Origin of the sequence: Aestuariimicrobium sp. G57, from assembly GCF_050110855.1 — a bacterium.
Lineage (GTDB): Bacteria > Actinomycetota > Actinomycetes > Propionibacteriales > Propionibacteriaceae > Aestuariimicrobium.
On the sequence record NZ_JBNINW010000001.1, the window covers coordinates 151,028 to 163,721 of the forward strand.

At 67.9% G+C, this 12,694-nt stretch carries 8 protein-coding genes; all 8 read left to right on the forward strand.

Annotated features, from left to right (window positions below):
- Position 1 precedes the first annotated feature (1 nt).
- The 8 genes from ACQCX5_RS00715 (at position 2) to dxs (ending at position 12,685) form a co-directional block, all read left to right on the forward strand.
- Positions 2 to 649: a CoA transferase subunit B gene (locus ACQCX5_RS00715; RefSeq protein ID WP_434540107.1), complete on the forward strand. Its 648-nt coding sequence runs from the start codon at positions 2 to 4 to the stop codon at positions 647 to 649.
- Entirely contained in the window at positions 646 to 1,725 is a 1,080-nt protein-coding gene (locus ACQCX5_RS00720; RefSeq protein WP_434540108.1) for an alpha/beta fold hydrolase, read from the forward strand. Before ACQCX5_RS00715 ends, ACQCX5_RS00720 begins: the two co-directional genes overlap by 4 nt.
- Positions 1,722 to 2,909 carry a thiolase family protein gene (locus ACQCX5_RS00725; RefSeq protein ID WP_434540109.1) on the forward strand — a complete coding sequence of 396 codons (1,188 nt, stop codon included), beginning with the start codon at positions 1,722 to 1,724 and terminating at the stop codon, positions 2,907 to 2,909. Before ACQCX5_RS00720 ends, ACQCX5_RS00725 begins: the two co-directional genes overlap by 4 nt.
- 27 nt (positions 2,910 to 2,936) lie before the next feature.
- Entirely contained in the window at positions 2,937 to 4,112 is a 1,176-nt protein-coding gene (locus ACQCX5_RS00730; RefSeq protein WP_434540110.1) for a class I SAM-dependent RNA methyltransferase, read from the forward strand.
- Between the two features lie 170 nt (positions 4,113 to 4,282).
- Positions 4,283 to 6,958, forward strand: a complete 2,676-nt coding sequence (acnA, locus tag ACQCX5_RS00735; protein WP_434540111.1) for an aconitate hydratase AcnA — start codon at positions 4,283 to 4,285, stop codon at positions 6,956 to 6,958.
- Between the two features lie 266 nt (positions 6,959 to 7,224).
- The gene (locus ACQCX5_RS00740) at positions 7,225 to 10,101 is read left to right on the forward strand and encodes a cation-translocating P-type ATPase (protein WP_434540112.1); all 2,877 of its coding nucleotides are present in this window, start codon (positions 7,225 to 7,227) and stop codon (positions 10,099 to 10,101) included.
- Positions 10,102 to 10,216: 115 nt separating this feature from the next.
- On the forward strand, positions 10,217 to 10,687 hold the full coding sequence (locus tag ACQCX5_RS00745) for a hypothetical protein (RefSeq protein ID WP_434540113.1): 471 nt from the start codon (positions 10,217 to 10,219) through the stop codon (positions 10,685 to 10,687).
- An 81-nt stretch (positions 10,688 to 10,768) separates the two neighbouring features.
- Positions 10,769 to 12,685: a 1-deoxy-D-xylulose-5-phosphate synthase gene (gene dxs, locus ACQCX5_RS00750; RefSeq protein WP_434540114.1), complete on the forward strand. Its 1,917-nt coding sequence runs from the start codon at positions 10,769 to 10,771 to the stop codon at positions 12,683 to 12,685.
- The last annotated feature ends 9 nt before the right edge of the window (positions 12,686 to 12,694 follow it).

A 12,694-nucleotide genomic window follows, 5' to 3' on the forward strand; every position in this document is an offset into this window, starting at 1 on the left:
CATGGCACTGACCCGCCATCAAGTGGCGGCCCGCGCCGCACGCGAGCTTGCCGACGGCATGTACGTCAACCTGGGCATCGGCATGCCCACGCTGGTGCCGAACTACGTCCCCGAGGGGGTCACCGTGGTGCTGCAGAGCGAGAACGGCATCCTGGGGGTGGGGCCGTACCCGACTGAGGATGCCGTCGACCCCGACTTGATCAACGCCGGCAAAGAGACCGTGACCCTGCTGCCCGGGGCGAGCTTCTTCGACTCCGCCACATCGTTCGGCATGATCCGTGCCGGCAAGATCGATGCCGCGATCCTGGGCGCCATGCAGGTCTCGGCCGGCGGCGACATCGCCAACTGGATGATCCCCGGCAAGATGGTGAAGGGGCCGGGCGGGGCCATGGACCTGGTACACGGTGCCGCGAGGGTGATCGTGCTGATGGAACATGTCGCCAAGGACGGCTCACCCAAGATCCTGCCCGAGTGCTCCCTGCCGCTGACCGGCAAGGGGGTGGTCGACCGCATCATCACCGACCTGTGCGTGCTCGACGTCGCCGCTGACGGGCTGCGGCTGGTCGAACTCGCCCCTGACGTCACGCTCGACCAAGTGCGCCGGGGCACCGGTGCCCCCATCATCACCAACGAGGAGGACGCCGCATGACCACCATGCTGGACGGCATCACCGGCGGGATCGTGGACACCCCTCGCGGTGGCTTCCACGTGATCCGCGCCCATGCCAACCCGTCGGGGCCCTACGACCCCGCAGACATCCCGGTCGTGTTCATCCACGGCAACGTGTCGAGTTCGCTGTTCTACCAGCCGACCATGCTCGGCCTCGGCAGGGACAGCCTGGCCACCGACCTGCGCGGCTTCGGTGACTCCGAGACGCTGCCGGTCGATGCGACCCGGGGAGTGCGGGACTTCTCGGACGATGTCGCCGCGGTGCTCGACTCACTGGGCATCGCCCGGGCCCACCTGGTCGGGTGGTCGATGGGCGGTGGGGTGGTGCAGCAACTGCTGCTCGACCGCCCCGACCTGGTCGCCACGCTCACCCTGATCTCGCCGGTCTCGCCCCACGGCTTCGGCGGCACCCGCCTGGACGGCAGCCCCCTCAGTGTCGACGCGGCCGGCACCGGCGGCGGGGGAGCCAATCCCGAGTTCGTCGCGTCCCTGGCCGCGCAAGACACCTCGGCCGACACACCGACCACGGCCCGCTCGGTGTTCCGCACCACCTATGTGGCCCCCGGCTACTCGTCCGACCTCGAAGACCTGTGGGTCGAGTCGATGCTGTCGACCGCGCTGGGCGACGACAACTACCCGGGCACCACAGCTGCCTCGGCATCGTGGCCCGGTTTCGCGGCTGGCACGCGGGGGGTGCTCAACACCATGGCACCGACGTACTTCAACACGGCTGGCATCGTCGAAAGTGCCCACAAGCCGCCGGTCCTGTGGGTGCACGGCGAGCTGGACGCCATCGTGGGCGACGAGACCTTCTTCGACCTGAACACCTTGGGCAAGCACGGCATCATCCCGGGGTGGCCCGGCGACGAGGTGGCCCCACCGCAACCCATGGTCGCCCAGACCCGCGCAGTGCTCGACGCCTACCGCGCCAACGGTGGCGATTGCACCGAGCTGGCCCTGCCGGGGGTGGGGCATTCGGCCCACCTGGAGCGTCCTGAACAGTTCCGCGAGGCGCTGCTGGCACACATCGACGGCGGGGAACAGGGGCAGTCATGAGCCTCGATCCCGGCGCCATCGTCATCGTGGGCGGCGCGCGCACCCCCGTGGGTTCCTTCGGTGGCAGCCTCACGGGCGTCCCGGCCCACGAGCTCGGCGCCACGGCCGCCCGTGCCGCCCTGGCACGGGCAGGGCTGGGCGCCGCCGACGTCGGCGAGTGGGTCGTCGGCTGCGTCGGCCAGACGGGCAAGGACGCCTACATCGCTCGCCGGGTGGCCCTCGCGGCCGGTGCCCCGACCACCAGCACCGCGTTGACCGTGAACCGGATCTGTGGTTCGGGGCTGCAGGCGCTTGTCAGCGCCGCCGATGAACTGCGCCGCGGCGACAGCGATGTCGTGGTCGCCGGTGGGGCGGAGTCGATGTCCCGACAGCCGTTCCTCGACGTCTCTGCCCGCAGCGGGTACCAGCTGGGTCACCGGACAGTGCTGGACGGCACCCTGAGCCTGTTGACCGACCCGTTCACCGACGTGCCCATGGGCATCACCGCCGAGAACGTGGCGGCCCGGCACGGCGTCTCGCGCGACCAGCAGGACGAGTTCGCGGTCGAGTCGCAGCGCCGCGCCCAGGCAGCGCTCGCGGACGGAGCGGTCGCTGCTGAAATCGCCCCGGTCACCATCGCCGGGCGCAAGGGTGACGTGGTCGTCGACGTCGATGAGCACCCGCGGGCCGGCATCACCGTCGAGAAGCTCGCGGGCATGCGACCGGCATTCCAGGCCGGGGGCAGCGTCACGGCCGGCAACTCGTCGGGCATCAACGACGGCGCGGCCATGCTCGTCGTGACCACCGCCGGGGTGGCAGCCGAGCGCGGGCTGACGCCGATCGCGGAGTTCGTCGGCGCAGCCAAGGCCGGCTGTGACCCTGACGTGATGGGCTATGCGCCGAAACCGGCGATCGAGAAGCTGTTGGGCCGCCACCAGCTGGGCACCGGTGACCTCGACTGGATCGAGCTCAACGAGGCATTCGCGGCCCAGGCCGTCGCGGTGGTGCGTGATGCGGGGCTCGACCCCGAAAAGGTGAACCCGCTCGGCGGTGCCATCGCCTGGGGCCACCCCATCGGGGCGACCGGGGCCATCCTGACGTTGCGCACCGCCACGAACCTGCACGGCCGCGGTCTCGAATGGGGGTTGGTCAGCCTGTGCATCGGCGGGGGGCAGGCACTGGCTGCGTTGTTCAGGGCGGTGTGAGCAAGGTGCCGCGATAGGGTCGTGGCTGTGACGCAGCACCAGTTCAATGCACTGCCCGGCCCCGGTGATGTCGTGGGACCGGTTGAGGTCGGACCGGTGGCCCACGGGGGTCACTGCGTGGCCAGGCTCGACGGACGGGTGCTGTTCGTGCGCCACGCGGTCCCCGGCGAGACGGTCACCGTGCGGCTCACCGACACCGGCAAGGCCAAGTTCTGGCGCGGTGACGTGGACGAGGTCATCACCGCCAGCCCCGAACGGGTGCGGCCACCCTGTCCGGTGGCAGGTACCTGCGGGGGCTGTGACTTCCAGCACGTGACGCCTGTCCACCAACGCGAACTCAAGCGCCGCGTCGTGGCCGAACAGTTGCAGCGGCTCGCGGGCATCGAGTGGAACGGCAAGGTCGAGCAGGTGGGGGAGCCGCTGGGCTGGCGCTCGCGGATGCGCTATGTCACCGAGACCGGCATGGCCGGCCTGCGCCAGCACCGCTCGCATGACGTGGTTGAACTGCCCACCGGGGGCTGCCGCATCGCCGATCCCACCGGTCCCGATGTCGAGACGCTGCACATCCTCGCCCGTGAGGCCGGGGGCATGGACATGTCGGTTGCCGTCGCTGAACCGGTGTCGGTCGTCGCGGGGCGCCAGGTGCTGCAGGGCTCGCGCAGCGTCCGGGAACAGGTGCGCGACCACGTGCTGCAGGTCTCGACCGACGGCTTCTGGCAGCCGCACCGCGACGCACCCGAAGTGTTGACGAAGGCGGTGCTGCAGGCGCTCAAGCCGAAGGCGGGCGAGGTCGGGCTCGACTTGTATTGCGGCGTCGGGTTGTTCGCCGCTGCCCTGGCAAATGCCGACGTGCGCGTCGTGGGCGTCGAGCAGGACCGGCGCGCGGCGTCCTGGGCTGCGCGCAACGTGCCCGGCGCCGAGATCATCTCGGGACCGCTCGAACGCCACCTGGCCGACCTGCCCCACGCCGTCGACATCATCGTGCTCGACCCGCCGCGCACCGGCGCCGGTCAGAAGGTGGTCACCCGGCTGGCAGCGCTGCGGGCACGGGCGATCTGCTATGTCGCATGCGACCCGGCGGCGCTGGCACGAGACCTGGCGACGTTTGCCGAGCTGGGTTACCGGGCAGAGCAGGTGCGGGCGTTCGACCTGTTCCCGATGACGCACCACATCGAGTGCGTGGCGTTGATTGTCCCTGCCTGAGTCTGCCCGGGATTGGTGCGCCTGACCTGCGCAGTGACGTCGGGTACGGCAGACTGTGAGCTGTCTTGCAGGCATGGTATCTTGATGTCGAGAGATATTGAGGAACATGTGTCTGACCGCGGCGTGGCAACGCACGACATCGCCGCGAACCACACCTGAAGAGGAGAGCCATGAGCGTCAACAGCTTTGGTGCCAAGTCCACGCTTGACGTGGACGGGACCAGCTATGAGATTTTCCGACTGGACGCAGTCGAGGGCCACGAGTCGTTGCCCTTCAGCCTGAAGGTGCTGCTCGAGAACCTGCTGCGCACCGAGGATGGCGTGAACATCACCGCCGATGACATCAAGGCGCTGGGCCAGTGGGACTCCGACGCCGAGCCGAACCGTGAGATCCAGTTCACCCCCGCCCGCGTGATCATGCAGGACTTCACCGGTGTGCCCTGCGTTGTCGACCTGGCCACCATGCGCGAGGCCGTGGCCGACCTGGGCGGCGACCCCGCCAAGGTCAACCCCCTTTCGCCCGCCGAACTGGTCATCGACCACTCGGTGATCGCCGAGGTCTTCGGCACCCCCGAGGCCTTCGAGAAGAACACCGAGATCGAGTACCAGCGCAACCGTGAGCGCTACCAGTTCCTGCGCTGGGGCCAGACCGCATTCGACGACTTCAAGGTCGTCCCCCCGGGCACAGGCATCGTCCACCAGGTCAACATCGAACACCTCGCCCGCGTGGTCTTCCCGCGTGAGGTCAACGGCGTGCTGCAGGCCTATCCCGACACCTGTGTGGGCACCGACTCGCACACCACGATGGTCAACGGCCTCGGCGTCGTCGGCTGGGGCGTGGGCGGCATCGAGGCCGAGGCCGCCATGCTCGGCCAGCCCGTCAGCATGCTCATCCCGCGTGTCGTCGGCTTCAAGCTGACCGGCAAGCTCAACGAGGGCACGACCGCCACCGACCTGGTGCTGACGATCACCGAGATGCTGCGCGAGCACAAGGTCGTCGGCAAGTTTGTCGAGTTCTACGGCGAAGGCGTCACTGAGGTGCCGCTGGCCAACCGCGCCACCATCGGCAACATGTCGCCGGAGTACGGCTCGACGATCGCCGTGTTCCCGATCGACGAGAAGACCACCGACTACATGCGCCTCACCGGCCGCGACGAACACCAGATCGCACTGGTCGAGGCCTACGCCAAGGCCCAGGGCCTGTGGCATGACGCCGCCCACGAGCCGCGCTACTCGGAATACCTCGAGCTCGACCTCTCGACGGTCGTCCCCTCGATCGCCGGCCCGAAGCGCCCGCAGGACCGCATCAAGCTGGACGAGTCGAAGGCCAACTTCGCGCAGAACCTGCCCACCTACAGCAAGGCCGGCGACACCCAGGTGCCCGTCACGCTCGAGGACGGCACCAGCTTCGACCTGGCCAACGGCGCCGTCGCGGTGGCCTCGATCACCTCGTGCACCAACACCTCGAACCCCTCGGTGATGCTCGGCGCCGGCCTGCTCGCCAAGAAGGCCGTCGAAAAGGGTCTGACCCGCAAGCCGTGGGTCAAGACCTCGCTGGCACCGGGTTCGCAGGTCGTGACCGACTACTACTCGAAGGCCGGCCTCGACACCTACCTCGACGCCCTGGGCTTCAACCTGGTCGGCTACGGCTGCGTGACCTGCATCGGCAACACCGGCCCACTGATCCCCGAGATCTCGCAGGCCGTCAACACCGAAGACCTCGCCGTCAGCGCTGTGCTCTCGGGCAACCGCAACTTCGAGGGCCGCATCAGCCCCGATGTGAAGATGAACTACCTGGCGAGCCCGATGCTGGTCATCGTCTATGCCATCGCGGGCACCATGAACATCGACCTGTTCAACGACCCGATCGGTCAGGACAGCGATGGCAACGACGTCTTCATGAAGGACATCTGGCCCACCCAGGAAGAGATCGACGAGGTGATCAACTCCTCGATCAACTCCGAGATGTTCGTCGACCGCTACGCCGACGTGTTCAAGGGCGACGAGCGCTGGCGTTCGCTGCCGACCCCCGACGGCAACGTCTTCGACTGGGACAGCGAGTCGACCTACGTGCGCAAGCCCCCGTACTTCGAGGGTATGCCTGCCGATCCCGCGCCTGTGGGCGACATCAGCGGCGCCCGGGTGCTGCTGAAGCTCGGCGACTCCGTCACCACCGACCACATCAGCCCTGCCGGCAACATCAAGGCGGACAGCCCCGCCGGCCAGTACCTGACCGAGCATGGCGTGGCGCGTCGCGACTTCAACTCCTACGGCTCGCGCCGTGGCAATCACGAGGTCATGATCCGCGGCACGTTCGCCAACATCCGGCTGCGCAACCAGATCGCCCCCGGCACCGAGGGTGGTTTCACCCGCGACTTCACCCAGGCCGACGGCCCGGTGACCACCGTCCATGACGCGTCGGTCAACTACGAGGGTGCGGGCACCCCGCTCGTCGTCCTGGCCGGCAAGGAGTACGGCTCGGGCTCGTCGCGCGACTGGGCGGCCAAGGGCACCGCCCTGCTCGGCGTCAAGGCCGTCATCGCCGAGAGCTACGAACGCATCCATCGCTCGAACCTGATCGGCATGGGCGTGCTGCCGCTGCAGTTCGCCGACAACGACTCGGCCGAGTCGCTGGGCCTGAGCGGTGAAGAGACGTTCGACATTGCCGGCGTCACCGCGCTCAATGACGGCACCACGCCCGACACCTTGAAGGTGACCGCCACCGCACCCGACGGCAAGGTGACCACCTTCGATGCGGTGCTGCGCATCGATACCCCGGGGGAGCGGGCCTACTACACCAACGGCGGCATCATGCAGTACGTGCTGCGCAACCTCGCCAAGGCCTGAGGCCCCGCGCAACCCGGTCTGAACAACCACCACCGGCCCCGTCCTCGTTCGTCGAGGGCGGGGCCGGCACCGTGATGGCCCAGCTGCGGCCTGGCCCGGCACCTTTGTGCACGGTGTCGCGCACGGGGCCGGACATCCGCCCCACGACGTGATCGAATGCAAGGGTCAAATACAATGGTGAAAACAAAACAGAAAACGGACCCTGCCAAATGCGCAATCGCAGGCGTGCAGATTCGACACGGCAGCGGCCCGCTGAGGAGAGTGTTGTGAGCCAGACTGCCCTGCCGTCCGATCAGACCGACACCGACTGGACCCTGCTGCCCGCCGACGAGGCGGCCGCCATGTGGGGGACCGATACCGAGGGCGGCCTCACCGCCGCCCAGGCCAGTGCCGCGCTGGAACGCCACGGGCCCAACGAGCTGGCCGCCAGCACCCCCGAACCGGCATGGCGCAAGCTGCTTCGCCAGTTCCAGGACCCCCTGATCTACCTGCTGCTGGCAGCGATCGTGATTTCGGTGGTGGCGTGGTTGTTCGAAGGGGCGAGCGGGGTGCCGGTCGACGCCCTCGTGATCCTCGTCATTGTGATCTTCAACGCGTTGCTCGGCTACTTCCAGGAGGCCAGGGCGGCCGACGCCGTCGCAGCCCTGCAGACGATGACGACTGTCTCGTCCACCGTGGTGCGCGACGGGCGCACAGAGCGCATCCCGTCGAGTGAGTTGGTGCCCGGCGACATCCTGCTGTTGGCCGAGGGCGACTCGGTGGGCGCGGACGGGCGGCTGCTCAGCTCGTCGTCGCTGCAGATCGCCGAGGCGGCACTGACGGGTGAATCGATGGCGGTGACCAAGAGCCCGGAGGCACTGGCAGAGCCGGTGCAGCTGGGTGACCGCCTGAACATGGTCTTCAAGGGGACCGCGGTGACCCAGGGGGTGGGCCGGGTGCTGGTCACCGGTACCGGCATGGACACCGAGATGGGCCACATCGCCACGCTGCTCGCCGGCACCGAAGAGGAGAAGACCCCGCTCAGCAAGCAGATCGACCAGATTGGCAGGACGCTGGGGATTGCGGTGATCGTCATCGCTGTCGTGGTGGTGGCAGCGATCTTCATGACGTCGGACATCTCGACGGTGCAGCAGGCCGTCGACGTGCTGCTGGTGGGGGTCTCGCTGGCGGTCGCGGCAGTCCCGGAGGGTCTGCCCGCGATCCTGTCGGTCGTGCTCTCGATCGGTGTGCAGGCGATGAGCAAGCGGAATGCCATCGTCAAGAACCTCAGCTCGGTCGAGACGCTGGGGTCGGCATCGGTGATCGCCTCGGACAAGACCGGCACGCTGACCAGGAACGAGATGACCATGGTCAAGGTGCGGTCGCGCTCGGGGGAGTCGAGCATCACCGGCGTGGGGTACGCCCCACGGGGCGAGGTGGTGCTGGGTGAGACCCCGCTGCTGCAGACCGACCCCGAGCTCGACCTGCGCGAAGAGGACATTGTCGTGCTCTCAGGGGGCACGCTGGCCTCGAACGCCGAACTGCGCGAGTCGCCGGACGGCACCTGGGAAGTGATCGGTGACCCGACCGAGGCGGCCTTCGTCGTGGCCGAGCAGAAGGCCGGCATCAGCGCACGGCGCCAGCAGCGGTTCCACCGCATCGGCGAGGTGCCGTTCACCTCGGCCCGCAAGATGATGTCGGTCGTGGTGGTCGACCACGACCACCCCAGCAATGACAACCTGGGCGGTACCCCGGTGCTGATCGCCAAGGGTGCCCCCGATGTACTGCTCGACAAGTGCACGAGGTTCCGCGAGGGGCTTGAGGTGCGTGAGCTGGAAGCGCACCACCGCGAGCAGGTCAATGGCGAGGTCGCGGCAATGTCGCAGCAGGCGCTGCGCACCCTGGCCGTGGCCTACCGCGAATTGGACGAGGGGGAGTACGCCCGCTACACCACCGGGGGCACCTTCGATTCCGATGCCGGCCTGGAGCTGGAACGTGACCTCATCTTCGTCGGCACGGTCGGCATCATCGACCCGCCGCGCAGTGAGGCCGCCGAGGCCATCACCGAGGCACACCGGGCAGGTATCCGGGTGGTGATGATCACGGGCGACCACCCTGACACGGCGCTGCGGATCGGCCGGGACCTCGGCCTCGCCGGGCCTGAATCCCGCTCACTGACGGGCAGGCAGCTCGACGAGTTGACCCCCGGGCAACTGCGCGAAGAGGTCAAGCAGGTCTCGGTCTTCGCCCGGGTGGCGCCCGAGCACAAGCTGCAGATCATCCAGGCCTTCCAGGACAACGGCCACGTCATCGCGATGACCGGCGACGGGGTGAACGATGCCCCGGCGCTGAAGAAGGCCGACATCGGCGTCGCGATGGGGATCACCGGTACAGAGGTCTCGAAGGAGGCCGCAGCGATGATCCTCACCGACGACAACTTCTCGACGATCGTGGCTGCGGTGCGTCAGGGCCGGGTGATCTTCAACAACATCCAGAAGTTCTTGCGCTACCTGCTCTCGTCCAACATGGGCGAGGTGTTCACCATGTTCTTCGGCGTGCTGTTCGCCGGCTTCCTGGGCCTGACCGGCCACGGTGAAGAAATGGTGGTGCCGCTGCTGGCCACCCAGATCCTGTGGATCAACCTGATCACCGATTCGGCACCGGCCCTGGCGATGGGCGTCGACCCGGAAACCGAAGACGTCATGGCGGCCTCGCCGCGCAAGCAGTCTGAATCGGTGGTCTCGCGGCAGATGTGGGGCGGCATCGTGCAGATCGGCCTGGTGATGGCGATCGCGACGCTGACGGCGATCGACCTGTACCTGCCGGGCGGGCTGTTCGAGGGCGGCGATTCGGTGACAGTCGCCCGCACCGCGGCCTTCACGACACTGGTCTTCGCCCAGCTGTTCAACGCGTTCAACTCCCGCTCCGAGCATGTTTCTGCCTTCCACATGATGTTCACCAACAAGTGGCTGTGGCTGTCGGTCGCCTTCGGGGTGCTCACCCAGGTGCTGGTGGTGCACGTGCCGCTGCTGCAGCAGATGTTCCAGACCGCGGCGTTGACATGGCAGCAGTGGCTGGCGTGTCTGGCCCTGGGCTCGGCCGTGCTCTGGTACGACGAACTGCGCAAGATCGTGATCCGGGCACGGCGGCGGGCACGGGCCTGAATCTTCGCTGGGGCGGGGGCTTGTGCTGGGTGGGATGTTCGAGTACATTCGTACATGTGTTCGAGTGATTGCCGGGGATGCCGGCGTCATCCACCCACCTTCGAGGAGGACTCCCATGAGCACAACCCTTTTCCGCCGCGACTGGAGCAGTACCGACGAAAACGGCCATCCCACCGGACCGCAGGCGCGACAGCGCACGAAGCCTGTTGCCGAGCACAGCCGAATGTTCATCCCCGCAGGCTGGCCGACCGACGTGTTGCCACCGTCCGAACCTGAATGGGAGCACTCGGCCATCGGCTTCCTGCTGGACTGCTGCCCGGCCGACTACCGCGCCTATCCCTTGCTGCGTCGTCAGCCGGTCGTGCTGGCCCGGTTCGCCGCACAGTTCGTCGAGAGCCAGCTGCGGGCGACCCGCGACGGCATCGCCCAGGCACGATCGAGCCTGGGCGACTACGTCGATGCTCCCGTCCTTGATGATTCGGTCGAAGTGCTGCAGCGCGAAGAGGCCAGGTTGGTGCGGCTGCGGCGCTCGGTGATGCTCGTGGAGGAATCGCTGCGTGGCAAAGTCTTCATCGCCAGGTTGTGAGGCTGCGATCTTGTTGAGAGGTGAACGGCCGCTCGCGCCGTTTGCGTGGCGGCAAGGGTGGCGGGGCCTAGACTGGGGCGCATGGCCTTGCTCGATTCCATCACCACGCCTGCCGACCTGCGCGCCCTCAACCGGGCCCAGCTCGATGCGTTGGCCGAAGAGATCCGGGCCTTCCTCGTGCAGAGCGTCAGCCGTACCGGCGGCCACCTGGGCCCGAACCTGGGTGTCGTCGAACTCACCATCGCACTGCACCGGGTGTTCGATTCACCCAAAGACCCGATCATCTTCGACACGGGGCACCAGAGTTACGTGCACAAGCTGTTGACCGGCCGCCGCGACGGATTCGAGAACCTGCGCCAGAAGGGCGGACTGTCGGGCTACCCGGCGCGATCGGAATCCGACCATGACTGGGTCGAGAATTCCCATGCCAGCACTTCACTGTCGTGGGCCGAGGGCATGGCCAAGGCCTTCCGCCTGCGCGGTGAAGACCGTGTCGTCGTCGCGGTGATCGGTGATGGTGCCCTGACAGGCGGAATGGCCTGGGAGGCGTTGAACAACATCGCTGCCCAGGACGACCTGCCGCTCGTCGTGGTCGTCAACGACAATGGCCGGTCCTACACCCCGACGGTCGGCGGTGTCGCGAACCACCTGTCGGCGCTGCGCACCAGCCGTGGGTACGAGCAGGCCCTGGGGCTGATCAAGCGCAACGTCAGCCGCACGCCGCTGGTGGGCAAACCGACCTACGACATGCTGCACGGCATCAAGACCGGCATCAAGGACATCCTGGCCCCGCAGAGCATGTTCAGCGACCTGGGGCTCAAGTACGTGGGACCCATCGACGGTCACGACGAGGCAGACCTCGAACTCGTCCTGCAGCGGGCCCGCACGTTCGGCGGGCCCGTGATCATCCACTGCATCACCCGCAAGGGCAACGGATTCCGCGCCGCCGAAGAGAACGAGGAGGACCGCTTTCACGCCGTCGGCAAGATCGACGCCGAGACCGGTGCCCCCCTTGCCGTCTCGTCACAGGCCACCTGGACCGATGCCTTCGCCGAAGAGATGGTGCGCATCGGCCACGAGCGCGAAGACGTGGTCGCCCTGACCGCAGCAATGCTGAACCCGACCGGACTGGCACGGTTCGCCGCCGCCTACCCAGACCGGACCTTTGACGTCGGCATCGCCGAGCAACACGCGGTCACCTCTGCCGCGGGTATGGCCATGGCGGGTCTGCACCCCGTCTTCGCGGTCTACGCCACGTTCCTGAACCGCGCGTTCGACCAGGTGTTGCTCGACGTGGCGCTGCACCGCCTCGGCGTCACGTTCGTGCTCGACCGTGCCGGCATCACCGGCACCGACGGGGCCAGTCACAACGGCATGTGGGACATGAGCCTGGTGGGCATCGTGCCCGGCCTGCGGCTGGCCGCACCCCGCGACCAGCAACGCCTCGCCGAGGCGCTTCGCACGGCCATCGACGTCGATGACGCCCCGACGGTGGTGCGCTACTCCAAAGAGAAGTTGCCCGATCCGATCCCCGCCATCGCGTCGCGGGACGGCATCGACGAACTGCTGCGCGCCGGTGAGCCGGAAGTGCTCGTGGTGGGGATCGGCCAGTTCGTGGGCCTCGCCGTCGAGGTGGGGCAGCGATTGGCCGAGCAGGGCATCGGCGTGCGCGTGGTCGACCCTGTGTGGGCCCTGCCGACCAACCCGGCGCTCACCGCGCTGGCCTCGCGGCACCGGCTGGTCGTGAGTGTCGAGGACAACGTGGTGGTTGGCGGGATCGGTGACCACCTGGCGCAGGCCCTGCGGCATGCGGGTCACGACGTTCCCGTGATGGACTTCGGGATCCCCGACGAGTTCCTGCCGCACGCCGCGCGCGGCGAATTGTTGGCCGACCTCGGCCTGACGGCGCAGCAGATTTCGCGGGCCGTCATCGAACGACATGTGCGCCTGGGTGAGCCGACCATCCAGCAGGACACCGCCCACCTGCCGCTCGGGTGATCCCGGTAC